Raw genomic sequence first — 26,650 nt, forward strand, 5'->3', positions numbered from 1 at the left:
GGATGATAGGCCCATATCTTCCGGCTCTTTTTTTATTCACTTTAAAGTAGGACTAATTTTACATTTTTTCCATAGGCATTACTTTTTTATTGGTTAGACAATAGATTTTATTTTTCATCTACATAGACATTTCTTCCTGAAATCCGGTATTTGATCGGATAGCTTTTTCCAATAGATTTTAAGACATCTTCTACATTTTCTCCCGGTATAACCCTACCCGTAAAGCGTTTATTTCTTAGAGATTCAGGAATTTGAATATCCAGATCAAAGCGTTTAGCCAATAATGGTACTATTCTCTCCAACGGTTCATCCGTAAATCTATAAGTCCCATCTTTCCAGGCCATATAATAATGGGTGTCGACATTTTCAATTTCCAGACTACCGTTTATTTGGTTTATACATGCCTGTTCTCCGGAGACAAGAGGTGCTGATAATTCTTTTCCCTCGATGTCTTTGTAATGTAAATTAACAGTTCCAGAAATCAAAGTAACAACTGATTTTCCTTTCTGTATCTGTGTGGACTCCACAAAAAATTCCGTTCCGGTAACTTCTATTTCCGCACTCCCTATTTGTACAATAAAAGGTGTTTCCGGGTCTTTACGGATATCGAAATAGGCTTTACCTTCTAGAGAGACCACCCGCTTCCCTTTAGGAAATCTTTCGGGATAAGTTATTCGGGTATCCTCATTTATCCAAACTTCCGAGTTATCAGGCAAAACGACAGATTGGACTCCTGTCTTATTATAAACCACATTTTGGACAAGAATATGTTGTTGCGATTCTTTTGAGATATCGGAAAATATCATCCAAACAGATGAAGCAAGCAGCACACCGATAAACACGGCAGCGGCATAACGGAGCCAGACAATCTTCCGTTTTTTAACTGGCACAATACGGCGTTCTTTCTGCGGACGGGCAGCTATCTCTCCGGTAAGTATCTGCCAAGCATTTTCGACAGCCTCCTCGGGAATTTTTTTTCGCGAATTCCAGATTTCTTCAAGTTGACAGTAATATGCCACATTCTCCTTCCCTTCCCTCAACCATTTATTGAGAATGGCCTGTTCTTCGGGGGAAGCAATTTTCTGGATTGATCGGATAATTATTTCTTCAGCAATTGGCAGCATCGTTTTAGTATTATAATTCAATTTCATTAGACGTTCTCTGCGCTCGGCAAAACGAGTAACCCAGTTCTGATCTTGCTTAACGAAAACGTTGTCTTTATATAGATAAGACAAGATGCCGAAGAAATTTACTTAAAAGAAAAATAAAAAAAATAAACTTTTTTTACCTTCACTCATAAATCGAGTGCGTAAGGTTTTCAATGCCAGATACAACTGGTGTTCCACCGTACGGATAGAAATATCCAGAGTCTCTGCAATCTCTGCATTTCTCTTTTCTTCAAAATAGGCCATTTTAAAAATGATCCGGCATTTTTCAGGTAACTTCTCAATCTCATCATAGATATACTGCATATCTTCTTTATCGATAAGTTGTTTTTCAAAAGAATCGTAATAATCAAGCCCTAAAATACGGTTATCCAATTCGGTGGATTCTATATAGTTCTTTTTCACCTGCTCCCTTATAAGGAAGTTCAGGCATTTGTTCCTGACAGCCATAAATAAATAAGAACGGGAAGGGAATTTCCCATTTACTACAGAATGATCCCATACATCAAGAAAAACATCCTGAATAATATCCTCTGCCATTTCCACAGACACAAAACGCCGGGCAAACAATATTAATTGGGATATATTTGCCTCGTAATAACTTCTAAAAGATGTAAGACTATTTTCTTCGTCCCTGTCTTTCATTTTTGGTCTTATTGTCGGTAATATATATACTTCATCAGTCCTATCTTCTCTAATAAATACAGATCTTGTCCGGGAGAACATCTATCAAACCAGTGAAGGAAGAATCACTCTGATGAACGGCAAAGTTATAGTATTTTAAATCACTCTCCAAATTGATATAAAAAAAGCCACCCCGAAGGATGGCCTTTAATTATAGTCTGTATCAAGATAATTATTATCTGATCCTCTTATATCCGTAAACGGCACGATCGCCCAGTTCTTCTTCAATACGGAGCAACTGATTATACTTGGCCATACGGTCTGAACGGCTCAAAGAACCTGTTTTAATCTGTCCGGCGTTGGTAGCTACGGCAATATCGGCGATAGTGGCATCTTCCGTTTCACCTGAACGGTGTGAAGTTACACTGGTATATCCGTGCCTGTGTGCCATTTCTATGGCATTCAACGTTTCGGTCAGTGTTCCGATCTGGTTTACCTTGATCAGGATAGAGTTGCCGCATCCTTCTTTGATACCTCTTGCAAGGAAATCCACATTGGTTACGAACAAGTCGTCACCCACCAACTGGCATCTGTTGCCAATCTTGTCGGTCAGCAATTTCCATCCTTCCCAGTCGTTTTCACTCATACCATCTTCGATAGAGTCGATAGGGTATTTGGTGATCAGTTCTTCCAGGTAAGCAGCCTGCTCTTCGCGTGAACGTTTCTTGCCGTTCGGACCTTCAAATTTTGAATAGTCATAGACGCCGTCTTTGTAGAATTCAGAAGAGGCGCAGTCGAGTCCGATCATCACATCTTTACCCGGTTCATAACCTGCATTCCTGACAGCAGTCAAGATTGATTCGAGTGCTTCTTCAGTTCCTCCGCTCAAATTGGGAGCGAAACCACCTTCATCACCCACAGCAGTGCTGAGACCCTTGTCGTGAAGCACTTTCTTCAAAGAGTGGAATACTTCAGCACCCATACGCAATCCTTCTTTGAATGAAGAGGCACCTACAGGACGAATCATAAATTCCTGAAACGCGATGGGAGCATCGGAGTGAGATCCACCATTGATGATATTCATCATAGGAACAGGCAATACATAAGTGTTGGTTCCACCAATGTAGCGATAAAGCGGCAGGCCGAGATAATTGGCTGCAGCTTTGGCTACTGCCAGGGATACACCCAAAAGTGCATTTGCGCCGAGGTTCGATTTTGTTTTCGTGCCATCCAATTCAAGTAATCTGGCATCGATCTGGGTTTGTTCCAGTACATTCATACCCAACAAAGCCGGAGCGATAGTATCATTGACATTGGCTACTGCTTTCAACACACCTTTTCCCAGGTAACGGCTTTTGTCCCCGTCACGTAGTTCTAACGCTTCGTTCTCTCCGGTGGAAGCACCCGATGGAACAGCGGCACGTCCAAATGCGCCCGATTCCGTCAACACATCCACTTCAACGGTCGGATTACCTCTTGAATCCAAAATCTCCCGTCCTAAAACACTTACAATTCTCATGTTGTTGAATTTTATAAATAGATTAATTTGAAAATCCTAATTGATAGAATAATAACCTGATATCCTAAAATGGGTGTCAGCATTTCCGACCTGCAAATATAGCTATATTTTTGCTATTTCGGGCTGTATTAAATTATAAAGTTCAATTACATCAGACTATTTTACGCTATGGCATAATATAAACAAGTTTATCTTCTGCTCATTTAGCTTAACAAAATAGTTGGTTTAAATAGCGGCTATGCCCCTGTACCGTTCACAGTGGCGATAAGAGTAGACAAATTAGACGTAAGCAATTTTACCGATATTGCCATCAGAATGACTCCGAAAAACTTGCGGAGGATATAAGCGCCACTCTCTCCCAACAGTTTCTTAACTAAATCTAAATATCTCAATACCAGGTAGACAATAGCCAGGTTGAGCATCACGGCAATGATGATATTCACTATATGAAATTCCGCCCGCATGGAAAGTAAGGTGGTAAAGCTTCCGGGTCCGGCAATCAGGGGAAATACTACGGGAAACATAGTAGTGGAATTTTCGGTAGAGGTACTGTCGTTCTTGAAGATTTCCACACCGAAAATCATCTCTATGGAGAGGATAAGCAACACAATTGCCCCGGCAACGGCAAAGGCGGAGACATCGAGTTGAAAGAGTTTCAGTATCCATTCCCCCACAAAAAGGAATCCGATCAGAATCAGCAATGAATAGAGAGCTGCTTTCTCAGGATGGATTGTCTTGTTCTGGCTTTTCAGATTCAAAAATATAGGCACAGACCCCGTCACATCAATAATTGCGAACAAGACAAGAAAAGCACTGACAATTTCGACTCCGTTAAGCACAGCCATAACACTTCTTTTAGAATTATGAAAGAAAAAACTTACTTTCTGAGCACAAAAATACAAAATATCAGCCAATTCCCCAAAAGTCTCTAATATTTGTCAACCAACGCAGCAAGACTTTCATACAAGAAAGGATCGGGATGCACTTGATTAAGGTATTTGATGATCCTGAAAGCGTTGAAATGATGAAAGAACCGTTTCCTGAATGTAACCGGCGTAGCACTATTCTCACTACAATCCCTGACAAGAGCCGGAAAATCGATTTCTTTCAGGAATTGTTGTAATGAGGGGTGCAATATCGCTGTCACCGCCTTAACCGACTGGTTATCTTTCTTAAAAAACTCATCTATCCTATCGAAGAGTTGTTTTAGTTCCTGGAATGATCTCTTCGAATAAGCCCTCATATTACCGGCCGGTTGATCCATCATTCTCTGCAATGAAGGTCCCGTACCGAACGGTACACGGTCGGAAAGGCGTGCCATGGGAAAAACGCGGACATCTTTGAGTTCATCAACATGTCCAAGAGCAAATATTTTTTGGAGAAAATAAAAATCTTCACCGCCCTGTTGGCGTCCCATACCTCCCACGCGTACATAAGCATCCGCCGAGACAGCAAATGCGGAACCAATCGTATGCCAGTAATAAGGAAATCCCGTATATTCCAGCATCGATCGAAAATAACGGATATAGGCCTCATACTCTCTTGCGGCACTTTCGGATAAAAGGCCGCCTGGTTCCACCCGGTGACGAAAGTCATGGATGGTGCCGTTCAGCAATTTGTCACCGGAGAAAGCCTCCCATATAGTTGTCAAAAAATTATCAGATACCGTGCAATCGGCATCCAGCGAAACAATTACTCCCCTTGACTTCCCGTTCCGCAGAAAATGCTCCACCGCCAGATCCATGCCTATTTTCCGCGCCAGCCCCACCCCGGCATGTTTTCGGGGTAAATCCTCAAACAGTAACGGAAAAAAACCAAAACCCGGTTTATTATATCTTTCGGCAAACTGGCCAATTTCTTCATAAGAGGTCCTATTCTGCGCCACAACTTCCTCATTGGCAAGCACTCCGGAATTGAGCACGATTACTGTCAGGACGTTCGTATCCGGACGACCGCAGACACGAAGATTTTCCAATGTCTCAAACAGGGCGGGCTCATTGTAGCAAGGGATCACCACAACCATATCTGCGGCTATCTCCGGTGGAATAATGGTATGCAGGTATTCCGGTTTTTGCCTTTCTATATATGTTCTCAGGCGGGACATTTTTTTAAGAGAGTAAAGACTAAAGACTATTAGAACCAAGACACAAAACCTTCAGTGCCAAGACAGTACCAATATGGAAAAATATTTCGATTACCTCATTGGTAATTAGTAATTGGTAATTGGAATTGGTAATTGGTAATTAAAAAAGGGTACGATCACCATGTGATATACCCTCTGATCTGTCCTGAAAACGGTGAACCCGGACTATTTTTCTGAAGTAATGGCTGCTGTAGCAGGGCCGTACTTGCTGTTTAAAAATTCAATCACCTCTTTGGTAATATCATACTTATCCTTGGCAAGCAGAATCGTACTCGTGGTCCTGTTACTGAATATAACTTCATAATGCTTATCCTGGTTGAATTCTCTCATTCTCGCCCTGATAGTATCCTCCATCTGGATATTCAGCTTCTCCTGTTCCAGCATAAACTCCTGGGTCAACCGTTCAGCCAACTGTTGATATTCCTGATCCATTTGCATGATCCGGTTTTGTTCCTGCTGGGCTCTTTCATTACTCAGGAAAGCATTATTACGCATCTTACGTTCAAAATCGTTTGCAGCAGAACGAATCTGTCCCTCTTTCTGGTTCAACGTTGCCCGGGTACTCTCCTGTTTTCTCAATAACGATTCGTTAAGATCCTTAGCGTAATTGTAATTAATCAACAATGAATCCACATTTACATAGCCTATGGGCAATGTAATGGAAGAATCGTTGAACAAAGTAGCCATATTTTTCCCGTTGGATCCGCTAATGGAGGGTTTGGATGTAAAATGTAAGACGTAAAGAATAATGATTGCGACCGCCAACACGCCGCTGACGATGTAAAGAGTAGAATTCTTCATTTTTGAGAGGTTTAAATATTTTCTGATTTCAACATTTCTTCTATCGGGCTTTCTCTTCTTCTCATCTCCGAGTCTTGCGATGTGGCACAATGGATTCCTCTGTCCTGTAATGGCTTGCTATCACCGATATGGAGGCTGGGAAACTCTCCTTTCCTGGTAAAGAAGACACGTATCCCCATCAATAGAATAGCGATAAACAGGATAACAGAGCCTATAATGAGTATTTTTATCATAACGATGTTTTTTAATACCGCAAAGATAGTCTAATTAGCCAATTAAATCACATTTTTTCGGATTAAAGATAGTAAATTTTTTGTCTGTCCACTATTTTTCTTGTACTTTTACCCACGCTATAAGCTATCTAAAATAAAATGATATGACGATAACAGATTTACAACCATCCGCCATCTGGAACTATTTTTACCAGATCACACAAATTCCGAGACCCTCTAAAAAAGAGAAAAAAATTCTTGCTTATCTGCTCGATTTCGCCCGCCAGCATAATCTGGAAGCAAAACAGGATAAAGCGGGCAACATAGTGATAACCAAACCGGCCACTCCCGGAAAAGAGAATATTCCGACAGTGATTCTACAGTCACATGTGGATATGGTTTGCGAAAAAAATTCAGATGTGACACATGATTTTGACAATGATCCCATAGAGACAATTATCGACGGCGACTGGATAAAAGCGAACGGCACTACGCTGGGAGCCGATAATGGCATAGGGGTAGCGGCCCAGTTGGCCTTGCTGGCAGCAGACAACATTAGCCACGGCAGGATTGAAGCGCTCTTCACCGTGGATGAAGAGACAGGATTGACAGGTGCCAATTCGCTCGACAAGAATCTCCTTACGGGTAATATCCTTATTAATCTCGATACGGAAGAAGAAGGTGAAATATATATCGGCTGTGCTGGTGGAAAAGGCACAAAAGCCTATTTCCATTACAAGGAAAAAGATGCTCCCAACAAATATTTCTGGTTCAGGATAAAAGTAAAAGGCCTGCGAGGGGGACATTCAGGCAGCGATATCGACAAAAAGCTGGCCAATGCCAATAAGATACTCACCCGTTTCCTGTATTCCATCACAAGGAAAAAATACGGTATGGTCCTCTCCGAAATTGGCGGTGGGAATCTGCACAATGCCATCCCCCGGGAAGCACACGCGTTACTGGGCGTAAAAGATAAATATAAGGAAGATATCAGGGTAAAACTAAACACGTTCCTGGCCCAGGTACAAGAGGAATACAAACACACTGATCCCGGACTCGACATACAACTCGAGTCAGTCCAGATCCCCTCGAAAGTAATCAATAAAAAGATTACCGAGAGGCTGATCAGTGCGCTGTATGCCTGTCCGCACGGCGTTATCGGCATGAGTTATGATATCCCCGGACTGGTAGAGACCTCCACTAACCTGGCATCCGTAAAAATGGTCGATCATCACCAGATTGAAGTTGGTTCCAGTCAGCGCAGTTCTGTGGAATCCCAAAAAGAATATGTGGTGAATATGGTATCCTCGGTATTTGAACTGGCCGGAGCCAAAGTGACCCATAATGACGGATATCCAGGATGGCAGCCTAATCCCGATTCCAATATCCTGAAGCACGCGCAAAAAGAATACGAAGCGCTCTTCGGCAAAAAGCCTAAAATAAAAGCAATCCATGCAGGCCTTGAATGCGGATTGTTCCTCGAGAAATATCCTAATCTGGATATGATCTCGATAGGGCCGGATATGACAGATGTACATTCCCCCGACGAACAAATGAAAATCTCTTCAGTGGGCAAGTTCTGGGATTTCTTAGTAAAAATCCTTGAAAATATGCCTGAGGAGAAGGAGAACATGTAAACAATGCGTTATCTACTCATTATCAACCTATTACTGATCGCCCATATTACGGGAGTCGTTGCACAAAACGACTTCCGTATTATGTTCTACAACGTGGAGAATCTGTTCGATCCCCATGATGATCCGTTGAAAGAGGATGATGATTTTTTGCCGGATGGTTTCATGCGTTGGACACCGTGGAAATATTGGGAAAAACTACGCAATATTACTCGTGTGATTACGGCCGTTGGCGGGATGCAATCCCCGGCACTGGTCGGACTGTGCGAGGTGGAAAACGATTCGGTGCTTTTCGACCTGACAAAACGGTCGCCCCTGCGGACACAAGAGTACGATTATATTATTACCGACTCACCTGATGACCGGGGTATTGATGTGGCATTACTCTATCAGCGCCATCAATTCAGGCCGTTGCAAACCACCGAATACGAGATAAGGTTCAGCCGTAAAAATATCAGGCCGACGCGTAATATCCTTCATGTCACGGGAGAGGTAATCAACGGCGACACACTCGATGTACTTGTCTGCCACTTCCCTTCCCGAAGCGGAGGACAGCGGGAGACTGAGCCTGCGCGCATAGAGACGGCAACTCTCCTGAAAAGAAAAACAGACAGTCTGTTTACCCTCCGGGAAAATACCCATATCATTATCATGGGTGATTTCAACGATCATCCCAATAACAAAAGTCTTTCTCAAATATTGGATGCTAAAAGCCTGCAATCACCGCTCTGGAGGAACCGGTTATATAATCTTTTCTATCACCGTTTAAAAGAACCGGAGTTTGGTTCTTTTAAATACCAAGGGAAATGGGATATTCTTGACCAGTTTATCGTCAGCGGGAACCTCTTAATGAAGGAGAGCTCCATCCATGTGAAGAACAATGAAGCACATGTCTTCAAAGCCGATTTCCTGTTGGAAGATGACGAGAGATACTATGGCAAGAAACCTTACAGGACAAATGTAGGACCACGCTATATAGGTGGATTCAGTGATCACCTTCCCGTTTATATGGATCTGAACCTCACTTTAGAACATCCATAAACAAGGCACGCACTTTTTTTCAAACTTTATCATAATATTTTTCCCTATATCCATAAATAAGTTCTATATTTGTATTTCATAACGGTAGAGCAGTATAAACAAAGTTAAACATATCGTACTTATGAATCCATTACTTATCAACTTGAACGGATGGGAAATACCTATTATAGTTTTGGTTATTTTGATTCTTTTCGGAGGAAAGAAAATCCCCGAATTCATGAAAGGCTTGGGAAAAGGCATCAATAGCTTCAAGAAAGGGTTGAATGACCTGGAGGAAGACATCAAGGCCGATCCGACAGAAAACAAGTCATCTAATTAGATCGCCACGGAAGAAACCTGTCAGATTATTCCGACGGGATTTTCTTTCATGTCATAATCATTATCATAAAGGTTTATTTTCGGAGACAAAACCGATTGTCTCCGGACGTTTATATGTCTATTATATAGCGTAGGATAGAAATGTCAGAGAAGGAAATGTCTTTCTGGGATCATCTGGAAGAATTCAGATGGACCATTATACGTATTATCATTGCTGTGATTGCTTTCTCTGTCATAGGGTTTATTGTTATTCCCAAGATCTTCGACACCATCATTATGGCACCGCGTTCGTCGGATTTTGTCACCTATCGGTTTTTTGAAAAAGCGAGCGAATATATTCCCTTTTTACCTGATTTCTCCGCGGATGCTTTTTCTGTGAGGATGCTTAACATCAACATGACCACACAGTTTATGACGTACATCTCCACGTCGTTGATGTTTGGAGTACTCTGCACTATTCCCTACATATTATATGAGATCTGGAAATTTATAAGTCCGGCGCTCTATGAGAACGAGGCAAAAGGGGTGAAGACCGCTTTCGGATTTGGAGGTTTCATGTTTGTGGTAGGTTGCCTGGTGGGGTACTTTATTGTATTCCCCCTCATATTCCGTTTCCTGATTACCTTTGAATTGAGCGAATCTATTGAGAACTCTATATCGCTCGATTCCTATATGAACAACTTCTACACCCTTATCCTGATCATGGGGTTGGTATTTGAACTTCCTTTGGTCTTTTGGTTGTTGTCCAAACTGGGATTGATCTACCGCTCCTTTTTCCGGAAATACCGTCGCCACGCCGTTGTGGGTTCACTCATAGCTGCCGCATTAATCACTCCTTCCGGTGATCCGTTCTCCCTTTTCGTGGTAACCATCCCCATTTATATGCTGTGGGAGATCAGCGCCTTTATGGTAAAGAAAGATCCACCTGAAGAGGAAGTTGAAGAGGAAAATCTCCCGGCAGTATTTGAATAAGAAAGTCCGATCCAATAAAGACCTCGGCATATTTGTTTAGCTAAAACAGAAACTGCCCCATCTACTTGTTCACAATTGTTCTACCGAAAGGAGTGAGCGCCAGGCTCATCAGTTTAAAATGCTGATTGCCGAAAGGAATACCAATAATGGTGATATAAAAAAGCAGACCGAATAACAGATGGGTCAACACAATAGGAATCCCGCCCACAAAAAACCAGATCACATTCATCAGCGTCGACAAGCAACCGGAGGATGGTTCTTTGCGTACCATTTTTTTGCCGAAAGGCCATAGGGCCACTTCCGCCAGTTTCAACGACTGAATCCCAAAAGGAATACCAATGATGGTAATCATCAACGCGACGCTTCCCACCAGATACTCGATGGCAATGAAAACACCACCGAATACCACCCAGATAATATTTCCAAGTGTCTTCATTTTACTGCAACTACTTCTATCTCCACCAAGGCATTTTTCGGGAGGGATTTTACGGCAAAAGCCGAGCGAGCAGGGAAAGCACCACTGAAACAGCTACCATACACTTCGTTCATCTCCCCGAACAGCGACATATCATCCAGGAATACCGTCGTTTTCACAATGTTATCCATAGTGGTTCCGGCTGCTGCCAGGACTGCTTCTATGTTCTTAAATATCCGGGAGGTTTGCTCTTTCACGCCACCTTCCACAATATTCCCGGTCGACGGGTCAATGGGTAACATTCCCGACAGGAATAACATCCCATTTGCCTCAATAGCCTGGCTGTAAGGGCCTATCGCCGCAGGCGCATTGTTTGTTGAAATTACTTTTTTCATTTTATCTTTTTTTGAAAAGTCCGAAGTTAAGAAGTCTGAAGTTAAGAAGTGAACCCGCGTTGCCTCACCACCTCATAAATCAAGACTCCCGCCGCAACTGACACGTTAAGCGACTGTATTGTACCTGACTGAGGAATCCTTATCAGTTCGTCACAAACACGAAGGTGCTCGGGAGCAACTCCTGTGTCTTCCGAGCCCAGCACAATGGCAACCGGCACAGAGAGATCCGTTTCGGTGTAAAAAGAAGCCGCTTTTTCTGTGGCAGCTACCACTTTTATTCCACTATTTTTAAGAAAGCCGATAGCTTCTTTCAGGCTCTTTTCCCGACAGACCGGAATAGAATGTAATGCACCGGCCGAAGTCTTTATCGCATCGGCATTCACTGATACACTTCCTTTCTCGGGAATTACAATGGCATCTACACCGGCCACCTCACAAGTACGTGCAATAGCGCCGAAATTTCGGACATCAGTCAGTCCGTCCAATACTAAGATAAACGGGATTTTACCCTCTTCATAGAGCAATGGTACAATATTCTCCAGTTTCTGGTAGGTGACAGCCGAAGTAAAGGCGATTACCCCCTGATGGTTTTTCCGCGTGATACGGTCTATCCGCTCCACCGGTACTTTCTGCATGGGTATCTCATAACGCCGCAGCTGTTCCTGCAACTCCAGGAATAACTCACCCGACAATTCACGCTTTACCAGCACCTTGTCTATATCTTTTCCGGCTTCTACTGCCTCAATAACGGCACGAATGCCGAAAATCATCTCTTTTTCCTTCATACATTAGTTTCTTTTCAGCATCACTTTGGCATTTTCGATTGCCTGCTCCGTGATTTCCGCACCGCTCAACATGCGGGCAATTTCTTGTACCCGCTCTCCGGGAGCCAGTTCTTTTATTCTTGTTGTTACTATATTATTATCCGCATCTCCCTTATATACCAGAAAATGGGTTGCTCCTTTGGATGCGATCTGCGGGAGATGCGTGATGCCGATTACCTGCATCCGCTCACCCATCTCTTCCATAATATTCCCTACCCTGTCTGCTACTTCACCCGAAGTACCCGTGTCAATCTCATCAAAGATGATAGTCGGCAGCGACGTCGCCCCCGCAATCATGGCTTTGATTCCCAACATCACACGAGACATTTCACCACCTGAAGCGATTTGCGAGACAGGTTGCAATGCCACATTCTTGTTAGCAGAGAAAAGAAATTGAACGGTATCGGCTCCAGTGGCGTCAGGAACCTCTTTGGCTCTGAACTCACATTGAAACCTCACATCGGCCATCCTCAGATAAGCGAGTCTTTCCACCAACTCCTTCTCAATATGGGGTGCGGCCTTCTTCCTCTTTTTACTTAATAATGCAGCTTTCTCCTGCATGGATTTCCGTTTTCCTTCGGTCTCCTTCTCCAGCGCCTGTAACCGTTCGTCAAGTGAATCAATATTCTCTAATCTCCGTCCCATTTCATCGCGCAAGGCGATCAGGTCTTCCACCGTAGTGACGGAATGTTTCTTCTGTAAGTCGTAGATAGCACTTAGCCGTTCTTCCAGCAATTGCCTGTGGGCGGGATCAAACTCCACCTCTTCAAAATAGCCGGTGATTTCCTCACGAACATCTTTCAGTTCGATAAAGGCTGAATCCACCCGTAAGGATAAATCGGATAACTTCGGATAAAACCGTTGCACGTTCCGCAGCGTATCGGCCACAGTCCGCAGCATCGACTCCACATTCCGATCCTCTTCCGACAAAAGCGCAGTCGCCGCGTAAAGTCCCGTCTTGATCTCTTCTGCGTGAGAAGCTGCTTCCAACTCTTCCTCAAGTTGCCCCTGTTCACCCGGCTGCAGGTTTATCTCCGCAAGTGCTCTATGCTGAAACCTGAGATAATCTTCCTCTTCCCGGTTTTTGCGTGATTGCTCCAGGAGATCACTCAATGCTTTCTCGGATGAGCGGTATGCTACATAAGCCTCCCCGTAATCCGTCCGCTCCGCCTTTGTATCGGCCAGCAGATCCACCACATTCAACTGAAAAAGATTATCGTTCAGCGACAGGTTCTGATGCTGGGAATGAATATCGATCAGCCTATCTCCCAACCCTTTCAGGTCATTCAGGTAGACAGGCGAGTCATTCACAAAAGCACGTGATTTTCCATTACTCCATATTTCCCGGCGAAGAATACATTCATCACCGTCATATACCCAATCCATCTCCTCAAAAAAAGAGGCAAGATGGTATGCCGAGACATCGAAAACACCTTCTATGACACACTTTTCGGCACCCTGCTTGATCTGCTTCACATCGGCACGCTGCCCAAGGATCAGCGAGAGGGCTCCAAGGATAATTGACTTACCCGCTCCTGTTTCACCCGAGATCACTGAAAAACCGGGATCAAACCCGATCCTAAGCGAATCGATCAATGCAAAATTCTGTATGTATAGCGATTTTAGCATATATTTTTATCTTATCTCAACCGTCCCAATTCGGTATTACGGACGGGGTACAACTTCATCAGGGCTTCATAGGCTTGTTTCTTTTGCGTGGCATCCACTTTGGAAAGAAGATTTACCATCTCTTCAAGCTTGGCATCTCCAAAAAGTTTTATCAGCACATTGGTCGGTCGTTTCGCTTGTAATGCCGACAAAACCAATACCGAAGGAACAATTTTTTCCGTTCCCGGGTCACCGCCTGCAAACGGCACATCCAGCCCCTGGTGATAATCGAACCACATCTGCCGGTATGCTGTAAGCGCCCCATCATTAAAAGCGGCAGTGATGGCTGAACGGTTACGGCTACTGCGGCGCTCCCACCCTTTCCATCCATAAGACTGTGCATAGGTCGCAATCAGCTCCATATTCCGGAAACAAGATGTGCCACCCAGCAAAGACTGGGAGTCAAGGTCGAGTCCCAGAATGAGATAAGCATAATAGGCGATGGTTGCCGTCAGGTTTCCCTGAATAAAATTGAGATCGAACTGCATAGGTTGATGTGCAGTATAGTCGAACTCCAACTCCGTGTCAAGCACATTCAGCATGGGAGTGATATAGGTACTGTGCTGTACCGGACGATGCGACTGCACATACAATTCACTCTTAAAAGAGCCGGCGGAAAGGGCCTCAGTAATTACCAGCGTGAAAGAACAATTTATCCGTTCATTCATCCGAAGCTGATTATCCGTCCATCTACGTCCATTGATAAAAGTCCGCACCGCCTCTTCGAGAGCACTAAACACCTGCCTGTCTGCCCCCTGCACCATAGAACTGTTCACCTTTACAGCAGCATTCAACTCCTGTGCATGCAGCCGGGTAAAGGGGTTAAACGCCATCAGGATGAATTGAGATACGATCAGAAATAACAATGCGATTGACTTATATTGCATACTCCCAAAGAAATCATGTTCCAAAGGTAGTAAAATCCTTTCAATGATTTTGGATTCTCGGGTGATTAATGCAATCCGGATGCAGGATCAATCACCTCGAATGATGTTCTGCGGTTGATCTGATCGGCAATCCCCTGTTGATCAGTCGTAAGGGTTTCAATAAATTTTTCGGTCAGCAGATATCCTTCTTCAAAGAAATCAAATTGTCCCGCTATCTTTTTGGTTACTTTCGCCGGACGGGTCTTACCAAAGCCATGGGCGGATAAACGTCGGGGATCGATACCATGGGCAATCAGGTAGTTTACTACCGACTGTGCACGACGCAGGGAGAGATCGAGATTATATTCGTCCGAACCTTTCCGGTCGGTATGAGCCGCAAGTTCTATGGTTATGGAGGGATATTCGTTAAGCATGGTTATCAGCTGATCCAGTTCCTCTTTCGATTCCGGCCGTAAGGTGGCACGATCGAAATCGTAAAATATATTCTCCAGGATTACCGGTTTATTATACGGTATCATCTCAAAATCGACATAGTAGAGTGTATCCTTCTCTACGGGATCGGTCGATAATTTCTGCTTTTGATTAAGGAAGCCGTCAACTGAAGCCATCAGCAGATAGTCCACCCCCCTCGCAGCTTTAAAGCGGTACTCTCCCTCTTTCCCCGTCACGAAGCGGAGTTGTGATCCGTCGCTTCCGACCGCGGTCACAATGGCGCCCGGGATAAATTCATCTTCCGGATCCACCACGAAACCCTCTATCCACGCAATTACTTCGGGATAAACAAAAGAGTAAATATGATCATATCCCCGCACATCATTCCGGTTAGAACTGAAAAATCCCTTTTCTCCTTTCTGTTCGAAGGTGATTCCAAAATCGTCTGCCGACGAATTGAGGGGTGATTGCAGGTTACGCACACGCCACTCTCCTTTCACCTCACCTCCCAATCCCCCAGTCCCCCGGTCTCCCAGTCTCCCGGTCTCCCGGCCTCCCAATCCCCCAGTCTCCCGGCCTCCCAATCCCCCAGTCCCCCGGCCTCCCAGTCCCCCAATCACCCTATCACCCCGTCCCCCGGTCCTCCTCCCAGCAGCAATTCCCACGAACAAATCCAGCCCTCCCATCCCGGGGTGTCCGTCGGAAGAAAAATAGAGTGCGGTATCATTACGCAAATAGGGAAAAAGCTCGTCTCCAGCCGTATTGATATCCGGCCCCAGATTCTCTAAAGAAAGGATTTCGTGATTATTCCTGATCGCTGCCCGCCAGATATCTTTGCCGCCATACCCTCCAGGCATATCGGAAACGAAGTAGAGCCAATGCCCCGACGGAGAAATGGCAGGATGGGCAAAAACGGATAACGAATCATCCTTTACAATCTCCAAAGGATGACCTTTACTCCACCGACCGTTAACCCGCCGGGAAAGATAGATTTTTGCTGTTGTAGGCTTGCCGGGATCCGCACCACTGAAAGTATAATACATCCATTCCCCATCCGGTGAAAAAGAAGGAGTTCCCTCATCATCCCCGGTATTGACACCCGAATCAAGCCGTTCGGGCCTCTGCCATTCTCCATGCACATTTTTGACCGAACGGAAAAGGTCGTTGTATTTCATTCCGGTAATGACACTCTTCTCTTCACCCAGCGCCTCTTCTCTCGAAGAGGCAAAATAGAGCCGGTCTCCATCCGGAGAAAACATCGGACTAAACTCTCCACGATTAGAATTCAACAACCCCATCCGTTCCACACTATATCGCGTAGGATTTTCGCTCCAGCCCTTTGCCTGTTCCACCCCCCGGAGCCCGCTGAGAGCCAATAGGTCGTCCGGTTTGAATGCCAGGAACCGGCGGTATGCTTCTGCTGCGGCCCCATAGTTCCCTTCCCGATGTAACATCCGGGCATAGTGAAGATACATGATGGTGTCGGGATAGCCATAGCGGATAGCATTGCTGTAAGCAGCTACTGCACGGGAGGACTGATTGAGTTTGCGGTAGTTTTCCGCCATCTCAAAAGCAATAATGCCTCGTTGCGCCTGCTCTTCACGTGATGCGTTCCGGTACAGTTTCCGGTAAGTCTCACTGGCGGCATGGTATTCTCCACGCAGGTACTGCTCCCTTGCGACCGTCAGTTTTGCCTGATCGCACGAAAGCAGTAGCCACATTACAGCCCACAAAATATATAGTATCCGGAGTTTCAAGCCTGTCGTTTTGGCTGTAAAACGGAATTTTCAGGCAAATATTGTGTAAACACAGATTACTGGTGTTCAGGACGCAGCAGGTCGTTCACCGTCTTCACCGGATTGAACGTAGAAACGGGAACCTCTACGAAAATAGTATTCCAGTTACTCATTGCTCCGTTCCATAATCCGGGTAGCTCCAGCGCTTTCAGTTCTTTTCCGTTTTTGGACTTATAGGAGATGAATCCGGTATTTCGATCGACAAATTTTGTCAGGTTGTATTTGTTCCCGTGATTACATTTCACACCGCACACCACATCCACGGGATTGAAATGAGAACCGTTCCTGAACGCTTCCATGGCTGCCGGATCATTTTTATCGATCTGGGAGCTCTCCAGTATTTGAAGCGAGGCGGTCCCGTCGGGATTAACCGCAATAAAAGGGCCTCCTCCCGGCTCACCCTGATTTTTCACCATTCCACAGACCCTGAAAGGCCGGTCGAGTTTTCTTTTCAGGTATTTTTTCAGTTCCTCTTCCGAAGCAAATTCACCGGGATGAGAGATCTGCAGTTCATTTTCGGTAAAAGCCAGCATTTCTGCCAACTCGTCCGCGGCGGCATCTTCCGACTCCAGCCGGTCCAGATAGGCATGAGTGCGTTGCTGCATAGTCACAAGAACACCCGCCAGCAATTTTTTATAACGGGCCTCATCCTCTTTCAACCTGTCGGGAATCACATTGTCGATATTTTTAATGAAGATGACGTCGGAATCTATATCATTCAGATTTTCTATTAATGCACCGTGTCCGGCTGGACGGAATAACAGTGATCCATCCTCATTCCTGAAAGGTTCATTGTGCATATCCACTGCTATGGTGTCAGTACTCGGTTTCTGAATACTGTATGACACAGAGAAGACAGCGCCCAGTTTGAATTCGTAACTTAGTTTCCTGGCTGCTACCAACAGCTCAAACATCTCTTTATGCTCCGGAGACACGGTGAAATGCACATCTACCTCTCCGGCTTTATTCCTGGCGTAGTAAGTACCTTCGGTAAGATGTTCTCCCACCGGAGTCCGGTTTCCTTCGGGATATTTGTGAAAAAGGAGCAATCCCTTGGGTAAATTCCCATAATCCATCCCGCCCGCATCAAGCAATGCCGAGACTACCTCTTTATATCGCCCTTCTTGGCACAATGCCTCCACGTCTTTTCCAAATAAATTCTTACAAGCCTCATCGAGTGGGCCGAAAAAAGCAAATTGTTGAATTCCTCCGAAAAACGCCTTCTCGAACGGTGTGGCCGGAACATCATAATCGGCAGTCAAAAAGGCAAACAGATCCTTAAACATACGGCTGGCAGCCCCGGAAGCCGGTACAAATTTTGTCACCTTCTTTCCGCTATTCAGGAAATTCTGCCAGGCATCGTGATATTCCTTTTCTTCTTTTTCTCCCACTTTCATGATGCCTCTCCCTACTGAAGCCGGAGCGATAAGCGAAAGATAGGGAAATCCCTTCACAAAATAATTCAGTTGCGTATCGATTTGATCCTGGGAAATTCCTTTTTCATGCAGTAATTCCAAGTCTTGTTGCGTATACATAGTGCTGGGTTTATTATTGTACTGTCTTTTAATCTTTATTCACCAAAGATAGAGATTTTTTCTGAAAGAGAAATCATTGAAAGTAAAAAATTAAAACCGTCATATTGGCAGAAACATCTTTTACCCGAAAATTTGGCACAACATTTGAAAAAGAAATAGTGTATCGAAAAAAGAACCGATGGCGATCGGCAGATTTTCGACCAAACAGTACAAAATAGGAATCAGAAAAAATAAATATAATAATAACATCAAATTATGGCAAAAATAATAGGAATTGACTTAGGGACAACCAATTCGTGTGTTTCCGTTATGGAAGGCAACGAACCCGTTGTAATCCCCAATAATGAAGGAAAACGGACTACGCCTTCGGTAGTGGCTTTCATGGATAACGGCGAACGCAAAGTGGGAGACCCTGCCAAGCGTCAAGCCATTACCAACCCTCACAATACGATATACTCCATCAAAACATTTATGGGGGAAACTTTCGATCGCGTGCAGAAAGAAATCGGACGTGTGCCTTATAAAGTGGTAAGGGGCGATAACAATACTCCCCGTGTGGATATCAACGGACACCTTTACACACCGCAGGAAATTTCAGCCATCGTATTACAGAAGATGAAAAAGACTGCCGAAGACCATCTCGGTCAGGAGGTAAAAGAAGCCGTGATCACCGTCCCGGCATACTTCAGCGACGCACAACGCCAGGCTACCAAAGAAGCCGGTGAAATCGCCGGACTGAAAGTACGCCGTATCGTCAACGAACCAACAGCCGCCGCTTTGGCTTACGGGCTCGACAAGCAGAACAAAGACTCAAAGGTTGCCGTATTCGACCTGGGTGGGGGTACTTTCGATGTCTCTATCCTCGAACTGGGTGACGGCGTTTTCGAAGTGAAATCGACAAATGGTGACACTCACCTTGGCGGGGACGACTTTGACCACCGTATCATCGACTGGTTGGCTGATGAGTTCATGAGCGATGAAGGTGTGGATTTGCGCAAAGACCCGATGGCACTTCAACGTCTGAAAGAAGCTGCCGAAAAAGCTAAAATAGAACTCTCCAGTGCCAGCAGCACTGAAATCAATCTGCCGTACATCATGCCGGTGAACGGAATTCCAAAACACCTGGTAAAAACGCTCTCGCGGGCTAAGTTCGAACAACTGATCGACGACCTGTTGCAGAAATGTAAACAACCCTGCCTGACAGCGATGAAAGATGCCGGGATGACCAATTCCGATATCGACGAGGTGATTCTCGTGGGTGGTTCAACCCGTATCCCTGCCGTACAGGATATGGTAGAAAAGCTGTTCGGCAAGAAACCGCATAAGGGTGTAAACCCCGATGAAGTAGTGGCTATCGGTGCTGCAATTCAGGGTGCCGTATTGACAGGTGAAGTAAAAGATGTACTTCTGCTCGACGTAACCCCGCTTTCTCTGGGTATTGAAACACTGGGTGGTGTGATGACCAAACTGATTGACGCCAACACTACCATCCCGACGAAAAAGAGCGAAACATTCTCTACTGCGGCCGACAACCAGCCGTCGGTACAAATCAACGTATTGCAGGGTGAACGGTCGATGGCGCGCGACAACAAACAGATCGGCGTGTTCAACCTCGACGGTATACCACCCGCACCACGTGGAATACCTCAGATCGAAGTGACTTTCGATATCGATGCCAATGGTATCCTGAGTGTTTCTGCCAAGGACAAGGCAACCAGCAAGGAGCAGAAGATACGTATCGAAGCCTCTTCAGGCCTGAGTGACGATGAAATCAAACGGATGAAAGAGGAAGCTGCCGCTAATGCTGAAGCCGACAAGAAGGAGAAGGAACGCATCGATAAACTGAACCAGGCAGACTCCATGATCTTCCAGACTGAAAAGCAACTGACGGATCTGGGAGACAAGATACCTGCCGACAAGAAAGCGCCGATTGAAGCCGCCCTCAACAAGCTGAAAGAAGCCCACAAAGCGCAGAATCTCGACGGTATCGACGCAGCCACTGCTGAGTTGAACACCGCCTTCCAGGCCGCTTCGCAAGACATGTACAATGCCTCCAACGCCCAGGCCGGGCCACAACCCGGTCCCAACGCAGGACCACAACAATCGAACGGCAGCGACCCCTCTTCAAATGACGACAACGTCACTGATGTAGATTTCGAAGAAGTGAAATAAGCGAGTAAGCGAGAGAAATGAAAGTGAACTTCCATTTCCGAATGTGAGCTTATTGCGACAAAGCAAAGCTTTGACGAAATAAGACTGGCTAAAGCAAATAACTAAATATTCTCAAACCGCAGTAAGCAATTGTTTTACTGCGGTTTTTATTTCGCATATTTGGCCATACAAGTACTATCCATACTTTATACGTCGTTTTTTAATAGAGCAGCATGCCCGAACCAACAAAAATATCCATCGGTTTGATTGTAAACCGGGTATTCAATATTACTGTATAGCTCTCCTGTAATTTGTCTATCTCAATCATATCAACGATTTCATAGATGTTGAAGAAAAAATATGCCGCGTAGCACGTTGATATTTATAATTTTATTCTTACCTTTGCAGCCCGAAACAGAGAGGAGGTTATTGTACAACCGGAAACAGAGCAAAGAAGAAATAAATAAATTTCAGGCTAAGGACTGACGCTGGAACAGGAGGCAGGCATACGAACAATGATGGGATCAAGATTCCGGGTTCGGATGTATGGTAAAAAACTGACCGATATGCGGCGTTCATCATTCCAATAATCTCAAACAAAAAATAATTAAAACATACAATAAATGATAGTAGTACAATTAAAAGAGGGCGAAAATATTGAAAGAGCCCTGAAGAAATTCAAACGTAAATACGAAAAAACCGGTGTAGTAAAAGAATTGCGTAGCCGTCAGGCATTCACCAAACCGTCAATCGAGAAACGCAAGAAAAAGCAGCATGCCGTTTACGTGCAGCAAATGCAACAAAACGAAGAATAAATTTTCGTATTTCAAAAAATTTTCTTTACTTTCGTAGTTCATCGACGGACCAACGAAATGTGGAAAGAAAAATTCATACAATATCTCCGTGTAGAGAAGAATTACTCTTCCCTCACGGAGATTTCTTATTTGGAAGATCTTTCTCAGTTTGAAGAATTTATCATTGGAGAGAAGGGAAAGGATAACGCTTTTGATCCACTCCGGGTCGATAGCGACGATATCCGTGTCTGGATGAGCTACCTCATGGAACAGGGAATAAAACCCCGTTCGGTAAACCGGAAGCTCAGTGCGGTAAAATCGTTCTACCGATACCTGAAGAAAAAAGGAGTGATAACACAAAACCCCGCCGACGCGGTCAAAGGTCCTAAAGTAGCTAAAAAACTCCCCTCATTCGTGAATGACCCGGAGATGACAAAAGTAATTGACGACCCGCTGGAATATTCCGACGATTTCCGTGGATACCGCGACCGCTTCCTGATAGAACTGCTCTACCTTACCGGAATGCGCAGAGCTGAACTGATAGCGCTAAAGGATGCCGACATCGACTTCTCCGCCTGTACGCTCCGGGTAACGGGAAAACGCAACAAACAACGTATTATCCCTTTTTCCGATGCTACAAAAGCAAAAATCAAAGAATACATTGCCGTCCGAGACGCCGAAATAGAGAACAAATCCCCTTTTCTGTTTGTTAAGGAAGATGGAGACCCCCTATATCCTAAACTTGTATACAATGTTATTCACAATCATCTCAACAGCATCCCTACTCTGGCGAAAAAGAGCCCTCACGTACTGCGCCATTCTTTTGCCACTGAAATGCTGAACAATGGCGCCGAAATCAACGCCGTAAAGGAATTATTAGGGCATTCCAGCCTTGCATCCACAGAGGTCTATACACATGTGACTTTTGAAGAATTGAAAAAAGCATATCAACACGCTCATCCCAGAGCAAAAAAATGAAGGAGGAAAAGTATGGAACTGACAATTCAATCTGTAAATTTTGACGCTACCGATCAACTGAAAGCGTTTATAGAGAAAAAGATCAAAAAACTGGAACGATTCTCCGATGACATCATCCAGGCAGAAGTGATCCTGAAAGTAATTAAACCCGAGACGGCAAAGAACAAAGACGCAGCCGTAAAATTGAAACTCAGGCATAGTGAAGCATTTGCCAATAAAACAGCCGACACTTTTGAAGAAGCGATAGACTTATGCGCTGTAGCAATAGAAAAACAGATCTTCAAAACCAAAGAAAAAAAAGGATAGATAACGCCAAAAAATTCAGATAAAAGTTTTGGCATCAAAAAAAATATCACTACCTTTGCGACCGTTTCTCTCTTAAAATTGGGAGAGAAGCGGTTAAATCAAAGAATATAAGCCTCTTTAGCTCAGTTGGCCAGAGCACGTGATTTGTAATCTCGGGGTCGTTGGTTCGAATCCGACAAGAGGCTCAAAAAGGAGAGAAACATAGTAGGGCAGTTACCAGAGTGGCCAAATGGGGCTGACTGTAACTCAGCTGGCTTACGCCTTCGGTGGTTCGAATCCATCACTGCCCACTGGTTCAATGAGTCGATCCCGATAACTTGTCCCGAATTATCGGGAAATCGGGATTAGTAAATTGGCGCTACTTGTCCCGGCTGCTCGGGATTAGTCTTGCGGAAGTAGCTCAGTTGATAGAGCATTAGCCTTCCAAGCTGAGGGTCGCGGGTTTGAGTCCCGTCTTCCGCTCTCCCTGCCTATGTAGCTCAGAGGTAGAGCACTTCCTTGGTAAGGAAGAGGTCGCGGGTTCAATTCCCGCCATCGGCTCAAAACAGATAGATCAACAAATTTCAAGAAAAGGCTTATTGTCCTGTCTCTTGCGTTTTACTGTTTATAATAATGCATATATAATTTATTTAAACTAATTAATAGTATATTTTATGGCAAAAGAACATTTTTCCCGGACGAAACCGCATGTGAACATCGGTACAATCGGCCACGTTGACCACGGTAAAACTACTTTAACGGCTGCTATTACCACCGTTTTAGGAAAAAAAGGTTTCTCTGAAGTGCGTTCGTTCGACTCTATCGACAACGCTCCTGAAGAAAAGGAAAGAGGTATCACCATCAATACTTCGCACGTAGAATACGAAACAGCTAATCGTCACTATGCACACGTTGACTGCCCGGGTCACGCCGACTATGTGAAGAACATGGTTACCGGTGCTGCCCAGATGGACGGTGCGATCATCGTAGTAGCTGCTACGGACGGTCCGATGCCCCAGACACGTGAGCACATTCTTCTGGCTCGTCAGGTGAATGTTCCCCGCTTGGTGGTATTCATGAACAAAGTCGACCTGGTAGACGACGAAGAAATGTTGGAACTGGTTGAAATGGAAATGAGAGAACTCCTTTCATTCTATAATTTCGACGGTGACAACACTCCCGTTATCCGCGGATCTGCCCTTGGCGGATTGAACGGAGACCCCAAATGGGAAGACAAAATCATGGAACTGATGGATGCTGTGGACACATGGATTCCGCTGCCTCCGCGTGATATTGACAAACCGTTCCTTATGCCGGTTGAAGACGTATTCTCGATCACTGGTCGTGGTACTGTGGCTACCGGACGTATCGAAACCGGTATCATCAAAACCGGTGAAGAGGTACAGATCATCGGACTGGGTGCAGAAGGCAAGAAATCAGTGGTTACCGGAGTTGAAATGTTCCGTAAGATTCTCGACGAGGGTCAGGCTGGTGATAACGTAGGCTTGTTGCTCCGTGGTATCGACAAAGATGAAATCAAACGCGGTATGGTAATCTCTCACCCCGGCAAAGTGAAACCTCACTCCAAATTCAAAGCTGAGGTGTATATCTTGAAGAAAGAAGAAGGTGGGCGCCACACTCCTTTCCACAACAAATACCGTCCACAGTTCTACATCCGTACGCTTGACGTGACCGGCGAAATCCAGTTGCCCGAAGGAGTAGAAATGGTAATGCCCGGTGACAACGTAACTATCGAAGTAGACCTGATCTACCCGGTAGCATGCCATGTAGGCCTCCGTTTCGCTATCCGCGAAGGTGGACGTACAGTGGGTGCCGGTCAGATTACTGAATTGATCGACTAATTCATCCTTCTCTCCTTTTCGCAGTAAAGAAGGAGGAAGAGTAAGATAAAACCCTGCCAGCAATATCCCCCTAATGAGGATTGGGATAGGCAGGGTTTATACACGGGTCTAGCTCAGTTGGTAGAGCACTGGTCTCCAAAACCAGGTGTCGGGAGTTCGAGTCTCTCGACCCGTGCAAAAAAACTATCTAAAGTTAAATGAAAAAAATAGTTGCATATCTCAGCGATTCCTATAATGAACTGGTTCATAAGGTATCCTGGCCATCAAGAGAAGAACTCTCCGGCAGCACGGTAATTGTATTGATTGCTTCCCTTATCATTGCCGTCATAGTGTTCGGAATGGATTCTCTATTTGAGTGGATATTAAAACTCCTCTACGGTATTTTATAAATCTGAAAGAAAGAGACTTAACTATGACTGATGAGAGAAAAAAATGGTACGTATTGCGTTCCGTTAGTGGAAAAGAAAATAAAGTCAAAGAGTATCTTGAATCAGAGATGAAGAAAACCGACTTGGGGAAATACATTTCCCAGGTTCTCATCCCCACGGAAAAGACTTACTCAATACGCAACGGAAAGAAAGTGATGAAAGAACGCGCTTATCTTCCCGGCTATGTGCTTATTGAAGCTGAACTGACGGGTGAGGTAATTCACGAATTGAAGAATATCAATTATGTTGCCGGCTTTCTGCCGAACACGACCGATCCCCAACCTTTACGGGAATCGGAAGTAAAACGGATCCTCGGAACGATGGACGAGTTGGAAGAGGCCGGTGATGAAATGGATATGAAATACTATGTAGGTGAAAGCGTGAAAGTGATCGGAGGTCCTTTCAGCAGCTTCTCCGGGATAGTAGAGGAAGTGAATGAAGAGAGGAAGAAGCTCAAGGTGATGGTAAAAATTTTCGGAAGAAAACAACTCCTCGAGTTGGGTTATATGCAAGTAGAGAAAGAATAGACCAGATATTTGGTTACGCAGATTCTGTAAATTCTTTAAGTGTTTCGAAAACTCCAATTTATTAAAATCAAAAAAATGGCTAAAGAAGTTGCCGGACAACTAAAATTACAAATCAAAGGAGGAGCTGCAAATCCATCTCCCCCAGTAGGACCTGCATTGGGTTCCAAAGGGATCAATATTATGGAGTTTTGCAAGCAATTCAATGCCAGAACTCAGGACAAAGCCGGTAAAGTGTTGCCAGTGGTCATCACTTATTATACCGACAAGTCTTTTGATTTTATTGTTAAAACTCCACCGGTTGCGATTCAGCTATTAGAAGTCAGCAAACAAAAAGGCGGTTCGGCAGAACCCAATCGCAAGAAAATTGCGGAAGTTACCTGGGAACAGGTACAGACAATTGCCGAAGAAAAAATGCCCGACTTGAACTGCTTCACGCTCGAATCAGCAATGCGGATGGTAGCCGGAACGGCTCGGAGCATGGGTATCGCAGTAAAAGGAGATTTCCCTGAAAATATCACCAATTAAAACTTCAATTGAGACATGAGTAAACTGACAAAAAATCAAAAGTTGGCTTTGAGCAAAATTGAAGAGGGAAAGACCTATTCACTAAAAGAAGCATCGGCACTGGTAAAGGAAATCACCAACACCAAGTTCGACGCATCCGTAGATATCGATGTACGCCTCGGCGTAGATCCGCGAAAAGCTAACCAGATGGTGAGAGGGGTTGTATCCCTTCCTCACGGAACAGGTAAACAAGTAAGAGTTCTTGTATTGTGCTCTCCAGAAGCTGAAGCCGCTGCCAAAGAGGCCGGCGCAGACTATGTGGGACTCGATGAATATATCGACAAAATCAAAGGAGGTTGGACCGATGTGGATGTCATCATCACACAACCGCAGATCATGGGTAAGATTGGTGCCCTCGGCCGTATTTTAGGGCCAAGAGGATTGATGCCGAACCCCAAGAGCGGTACTGTGACCCCCGACGTGGCGAAAGCCGTGACCGAGGTAAAACAGGGAAAAATCGACTTTAAGGTAGACAAAGCCGGTATTATTCACACCTCTATTGGAAAAGTATCTTTCACGCCCGAACAGATTCGAGACAACGCTAAAGAATTTATCCAAACGTTGATCAAATTAAAACCGACCGCGGCAAAAGGTACCTATATCAAAAGTATTTATCTTTCCAGTACGATGAGTCCGGGTATTAAAGTGGACACTAAGTCGGCAGATGAATCTAACTAAA

At 44.7% G+C, this 26,650-nt stretch carries 27 protein-coding genes and 5 tRNA genes; 18 read left to right on the forward strand and 14 right to left on the reverse strand.

What is annotated here, in order from left to right:
• Nucleotides 1-107 precede the first annotated feature (107 nt).
• From ABV001_RS16095 to ABV001_RS16125, 7 genes are all read right to left on the reverse strand, one after another.
• Entirely contained in the window at nt 108-1,124 is a 1,017-nt protein-coding gene (locus ABV001_RS16095; protein WP_352423749.1) for a FecR family protein, read from the reverse strand.
• A gap of 129 nt (nt 1,125-1,253) precedes the next feature.
• Nucleotides 1,254-1,811: an RNA polymerase sigma-70 factor gene (locus tag ABV001_RS16100; protein WP_352423750.1), complete on the reverse strand. Its 558-nt coding sequence runs from the start codon at nt 1,809-1,811 to the stop codon at nt 1,254-1,256.
• A gap of 214 nt (nt 1,812-2,025) precedes the next feature.
• Nucleotides 2,026-3,309, reverse strand: a complete 1,284-nt coding sequence (eno, locus tag ABV001_RS16105; RefSeq protein ID WP_352423751.1) for a phosphopyruvate hydratase — start codon at nt 3,307-3,309, stop codon at nt 2,026-2,028.
• Nucleotides 3,310-3,545: 236 nt separating this feature from the next.
• Nucleotides 3,546-4,154, reverse strand: coding sequence for a MarC family protein (locus ABV001_RS16110; protein WP_352423752.1), 609 nt, complete (start codon nt 4,152-4,154; stop codon nt 3,546-3,548).
• An 83-nt stretch (nt 4,155-4,237) separates the two neighbouring features.
• On the reverse strand, nt 4,238-5,413 hold the full coding sequence (locus ABV001_RS16115) for a glycosyltransferase family protein (RefSeq protein ID WP_352423753.1): 1,176 nt from the start codon (nt 5,411-5,413) through the stop codon (nt 4,238-4,240).
• Between the two features lie 204 nt (nt 5,414-5,617).
• The gene (locus tag ABV001_RS16120; protein ID WP_323425050.1) at nt 5,618-6,253 is read right to left on the reverse strand and encodes an OmpH/Skp family outer membrane protein; all 636 of its coding nucleotides are present in this window, start codon (nt 6,251-6,253) and stop codon (nt 5,618-5,620) included.
• A gap of 11 nt (nt 6,254-6,264) precedes the next feature.
• On the reverse strand, nt 6,265-6,486 hold the full coding sequence (locus ABV001_RS16125; protein WP_323425051.1) for a hypothetical protein: 222 nt from the start codon (nt 6,484-6,486) through the stop codon (nt 6,265-6,267).
• Nucleotides 6,487-6,629: 143 nt separating this feature from the next.
• Here ABV001_RS16125 and ABV001_RS16130 point away from each other — a divergent pair, with 143 nt between their 5' ends.
• The 4 genes from ABV001_RS16130 to tatC all read left to right on the forward strand — a co-directional run bounded on the left by ABV001_RS16130 (nt 6,630) and on the right by tatC (nt 10,430).
• Nucleotides 6,630-8,102 (forward strand): aminoacyl-histidine dipeptidase, encoded by a 1,473-nt coding sequence (locus tag ABV001_RS16130; RefSeq protein ID WP_352423754.1) that lies wholly within the window; start codon nt 6,630-6,632, stop codon nt 8,100-8,102.
• 3 nt (nt 8,103-8,105) lie between these two features.
• Nucleotides 8,106-9,140 carry an endonuclease/exonuclease/phosphatase family protein gene (locus tag ABV001_RS16135; protein ID WP_352423755.1) on the forward strand — a complete coding sequence of 345 codons (1,035 nt, stop codon included), beginning with the start codon at nt 8,106-8,108 and terminating at the stop codon, nt 9,138-9,140.
• Between the two features lie 121 nt (nt 9,141-9,261).
• Nucleotides 9,262-9,459, forward strand: a complete 198-nt coding sequence (locus ABV001_RS16140; RefSeq protein ID WP_323425053.1) for a Sec-independent protein translocase subunit TatA/TatB — start codon at nt 9,262-9,264, stop codon at nt 9,457-9,459.
• Nucleotides 9,460-9,599: 140 nt separating this feature from the next.
• Nucleotides 9,600-10,430 (forward strand): twin-arginine translocase subunit TatC, encoded by an 831-nt coding sequence (gene tatC, locus ABV001_RS16145; protein WP_352423756.1) that lies wholly within the window; start codon nt 9,600-9,602, stop codon nt 10,428-10,430.
• A gap of 61 nt (nt 10,431-10,491) precedes the next feature.
• On the opposite strand, the gene ABV001_RS16150 is transcribed toward tatC, so the two are convergent.
• From ABV001_RS16150 to ABV001_RS16180, 7 genes are all read right to left on the reverse strand, one after another.
• Nucleotides 10,492-10,866, reverse strand: coding sequence for a YccF domain-containing protein (locus tag ABV001_RS16150; RefSeq protein ID WP_352423757.1), 375 nt, complete (start codon nt 10,864-10,866; stop codon nt 10,492-10,494).
• Nucleotides 10,863-11,240, reverse strand: a complete 378-nt coding sequence (locus tag ABV001_RS16155; RefSeq protein WP_323425056.1) for a RidA family protein — start codon at nt 11,238-11,240, stop codon at nt 10,863-10,865. The genes ABV001_RS16150 and ABV001_RS16155 overlap by 4 nt, the downstream gene beginning before the upstream one ends.
• A gap of 41 nt (nt 11,241-11,281) precedes the next feature.
• Nucleotides 11,282-12,025 (reverse strand): 23S rRNA (guanosine(2251)-2'-O)-methyltransferase RlmB, encoded by a 744-nt coding sequence (gene rlmB / locus ABV001_RS16160; RefSeq protein WP_352423758.1) that lies wholly within the window; start codon nt 12,023-12,025, stop codon nt 11,282-11,284.
• Nucleotides 12,026-12,028: 3 nt separating this feature from the next.
• Nucleotides 12,029-13,693, reverse strand: a complete 1,665-nt coding sequence (gene recN, locus ABV001_RS16165; RefSeq protein ID WP_352423759.1) for a DNA repair protein RecN — start codon at nt 13,691-13,693, stop codon at nt 12,029-12,031.
• 11 nt (nt 13,694-13,704) lie between these two features.
• Nucleotides 13,705-14,619: a type IX secretion system protein PorD gene (porD, locus tag ABV001_RS16170; RefSeq protein ID WP_352423760.1), complete on the reverse strand. Its 915-nt coding sequence runs from the start codon at nt 14,617-14,619 to the stop codon at nt 13,705-13,707.
• A 65-nt stretch (nt 14,620-14,684) separates the two neighbouring features.
• The gene (locus tag ABV001_RS16175) at nt 14,685-16,772 is read right to left on the reverse strand and encodes an OmpA family protein (protein WP_352423761.1); all 2,088 of its coding nucleotides are present in this window, start codon (nt 16,770-16,772) and stop codon (nt 14,685-14,687) included.
• A 92-nt stretch (nt 16,773-16,864) separates the two neighbouring features.
• Complete coding sequence (locus tag ABV001_RS16180; protein ID WP_352423762.1) at nt 16,865-18,382, reverse strand: DUF4301 family protein; 1,518 nt, start codon at nt 18,380-18,382, stop codon at nt 16,865-16,867.
• Between the two features lie 255 nt (nt 18,383-18,637).
• Here ABV001_RS16180 and dnaK point away from each other — a divergent pair, with 255 nt between their 5' ends.
• The 14 genes from dnaK to rplA all read left to right on the forward strand — a co-directional run bounded on the left by dnaK (nt 18,638) and on the right by rplA (nt 26,649).
• A complete protein-coding gene (dnaK, locus tag ABV001_RS16185; RefSeq protein ID WP_352423763.1) occupies nt 18,638-20,554 on the forward strand; it encodes a molecular chaperone DnaK in 1,917 nt (638 codons plus the stop codon).
• A gap of 602 nt (nt 20,555-21,156) precedes the next feature.
• Nucleotides 21,157-21,348, forward strand: coding sequence for a 30S ribosomal protein S21 (rpsU, locus tag ABV001_RS16190; protein ID WP_323425071.1), 192 nt, complete (start codon nt 21,157-21,159; stop codon nt 21,346-21,348).
• A gap of 57 nt (nt 21,349-21,405) precedes the next feature.
• A complete protein-coding gene (locus ABV001_RS16195; RefSeq protein ID WP_352423764.1) occupies nt 21,406-22,305 on the forward strand; it encodes a tyrosine recombinase XerC in 900 nt (299 codons plus the stop codon).
• 12 nt (nt 22,306-22,317) lie between these two features.
• The gene (gene hpf, locus ABV001_RS16200; RefSeq protein WP_352423765.1) at nt 22,318-22,611 is read left to right on the forward strand and encodes a ribosome hibernation-promoting factor, HPF/YfiA family; all 294 of its coding nucleotides are present in this window, start codon (nt 22,318-22,320) and stop codon (nt 22,609-22,611) included.
• Nucleotides 22,612-22,722: 111 nt separating this feature from the next.
• Nucleotides 22,723-22,796 (forward strand) — tRNA-Thr (locus ABV001_RS16205).
• 22 nt (nt 22,797-22,818) lie between these two features.
• Nucleotides 22,819-22,901 (forward strand) — tRNA-Tyr (locus ABV001_RS16210).
• Between the two features lie 99 nt (nt 22,902-23,000).
• Nucleotides 23,001-23,073, forward strand: a tRNA-Gly gene (locus ABV001_RS16215).
• 6 nt (nt 23,074-23,079) lie between these two features.
• Nucleotides 23,080-23,151: transfer RNA gene (locus ABV001_RS16220), tRNA-Thr, on the forward strand.
• Between the two features lie 113 nt (nt 23,152-23,264).
• Entirely contained in the window at nt 23,265-24,452 is a 1,188-nt protein-coding gene (tuf, locus tag ABV001_RS16225) for an elongation factor Tu (protein ID WP_352423766.1), read from the forward strand.
• A gap of 102 nt (nt 24,453-24,554) precedes the next feature.
• Nucleotides 24,555-24,627: transfer RNA gene (locus ABV001_RS16230), tRNA-Trp, on the forward strand.
• A gap of 22 nt (nt 24,628-24,649) precedes the next feature.
• Nucleotides 24,650-24,841, forward strand: coding sequence for a preprotein translocase subunit SecE (gene secE / locus ABV001_RS16235; RefSeq protein ID WP_323425075.1), 192 nt, complete (start codon nt 24,650-24,652; stop codon nt 24,839-24,841).
• 23 nt (nt 24,842-24,864) lie between these two features.
• Nucleotides 24,865-25,407, forward strand: coding sequence for a transcription termination/antitermination protein NusG (gene nusG, locus ABV001_RS16240; RefSeq protein WP_352423767.1), 543 nt, complete (start codon nt 24,865-24,867; stop codon nt 25,405-25,407).
• A 75-nt stretch (nt 25,408-25,482) separates the two neighbouring features.
• Nucleotides 25,483-25,932, forward strand: coding sequence for a 50S ribosomal protein L11 (gene rplK, locus ABV001_RS16245; protein ID WP_352423768.1), 450 nt, complete (start codon nt 25,483-25,485; stop codon nt 25,930-25,932).
• Nucleotides 25,933-25,947: 15 nt separating this feature from the next.
• A complete protein-coding gene (rplA, locus tag ABV001_RS16250) occupies nt 25,948-26,649 on the forward strand; it encodes a 50S ribosomal protein L1 (RefSeq protein ID WP_352423769.1) in 702 nt (233 codons plus the stop codon).
• Nucleotide 26,650 lies beyond the last annotated feature (1 nt).

It is taken from the genome of Proteiniphilum sp., assembly GCF_040307845.1.
GTDB lineage: Bacteria > Bacteroidota > Bacteroidia > Bacteroidales > Dysgonomonadaceae > Proteiniphilum.

Bases quoted from the DNA above. Each gene is read 5' to 3' on its own strand.
- recN (WP_352423759.1), bottom strand. From the start codon at position 13,693: ATGCTAAAATCGCTATACATACAGAATTTTGCATTGATCGATTCGCTT.
- dnaK (WP_352423763.1), top strand. From the start codon at position 18,638: ATGGCAAAAATAATAGGAATTGACTTAGGGACAACCAATTCGTGTGTT.
- ABV001_RS16120 (WP_323425050.1), bottom strand. From the start codon at position 6,253: ATGAAGAATTCTACTCTTTACATCGTCAGCGGCGTGTTGGCGGTCGCA.
- ABV001_RS16130 (WP_352423754.1), top strand. From the start codon at position 6,630: ATGACGATAACAGATTTACAACCATCCGCCATCTGGAACTATTTTTAC.
- eno (WP_352423751.1), bottom strand. From the start codon at position 3,309: ATGAGAATTGTAAGTGTTTTAGGACGGGAGATTTTGGATTCAAGAGGT.
- ABV001_RS16155 (WP_323425056.1), bottom strand. From the start codon at position 11,240: ATGAAAAAAGTAATTTCAACAAACAATGCGCCTGCGGCGATAGGCCCT.
- ABV001_RS16175 (WP_352423761.1), bottom strand. From the start codon at position 16,772: ATGTGGCTACTGCTTTCGTGCGATCAGGCAAAACTGACGGTCGCAAGG.
- ABV001_RS16100 (WP_352423750.1), bottom strand. From the start codon at position 1,811: ATGAAAGACAGGGACGAAGAAAATAGTCTTACATCTTTTAGAAGTTAT.
- ABV001_RS16180 (WP_352423762.1), bottom strand. From the start codon at position 18,382: ATGTATACGCAACAAGACTTGGAATTACTGCATGAAAAAGGAATTTCC.
- ABV001_RS16150 (WP_352423757.1), bottom strand. From the start codon at position 10,866: ATGAAGACACTTGGAAATATTATCTGGGTGGTATTCGGTGGTGTTTTC.
- secE (WP_323425075.1), top strand. From the start codon at position 24,650: ATGAAAAAAATAGTTGCATATCTCAGCGATTCCTATAATGAACTGGTT.
- rplA (WP_352423769.1), top strand. From the start codon at position 25,948: ATGAGTAAACTGACAAAAAATCAAAAGTTGGCTTTGAGCAAAATTGAA.
- ABV001_RS16115 (WP_352423753.1), bottom strand. From the start codon at position 5,413: ATGTCCCGCCTGAGAACATATATAGAAAGGCAAAAACCGGAATACCTG.
- ABV001_RS16110 (WP_352423752.1), bottom strand. From the start codon at position 4,154: ATGGCTGTGCTTAACGGAGTCGAAATTGTCAGTGCTTTTCTTGTCTTG.
- rplK (WP_352423768.1), top strand. From the start codon at position 25,483: ATGGCTAAAGAAGTTGCCGGACAACTAAAATTACAAATCAAAGGAGGA.
- hpf (WP_352423765.1), top strand. From the start codon at position 22,318: ATGGAACTGACAATTCAATCTGTAAATTTTGACGCTACCGATCAACTG.
- ABV001_RS16095 (WP_352423749.1), bottom strand. From the start codon at position 1,124: ATGCTGCCAATTGCTGAAGAAATAATTATCCGATCAATCCAGAAAATT.
- rlmB (WP_352423758.1), bottom strand. From the start codon at position 12,025: ATGAAGGAAAAAGAGATGATTTTCGGCATTCGTGCCGTTATTGAGGCA.
- nusG (WP_352423767.1), top strand. From the start codon at position 24,865: ATGACTGATGAGAGAAAAAAATGGTACGTATTGCGTTCCGTTAGTGGA.
- ABV001_RS16195 (WP_352423764.1), top strand. From the start codon at position 21,406: ATGTGGAAAGAAAAATTCATACAATATCTCCGTGTAGAGAAGAATTAC.
- rpsU (WP_323425071.1), top strand. From the start codon at position 21,157: ATGATAGTAGTACAATTAAAAGAGGGCGAAAATATTGAAAGAGCCCTG.
- tuf (WP_352423766.1), top strand. From the start codon at position 23,265: ATGGCAAAAGAACATTTTTCCCGGACGAAACCGCATGTGAACATCGGT.
- tatC (WP_352423756.1), top strand. From the start codon at position 9,600: ATGTCAGAGAAGGAAATGTCTTTCTGGGATCATCTGGAAGAATTCAGA.
- ABV001_RS16125 (WP_323425051.1), bottom strand. From the start codon at position 6,486: ATGATAAAAATACTCATTATAGGCTCTGTTATCCTGTTTATCGCTATT.
- porD (WP_352423760.1), bottom strand. From the start codon at position 14,619: ATGCAATATAAGTCAATCGCATTGTTATTTCTGATCGTATCTCAATTC.
- ABV001_RS16140 (WP_323425053.1), top strand. From the start codon at position 9,262: ATGAATCCATTACTTATCAACTTGAACGGATGGGAAATACCTATTATA.
- ABV001_RS16135 (WP_352423755.1), top strand. From the start codon at position 8,106: ATGCGTTATCTACTCATTATCAACCTATTACTGATCGCCCATATTACG.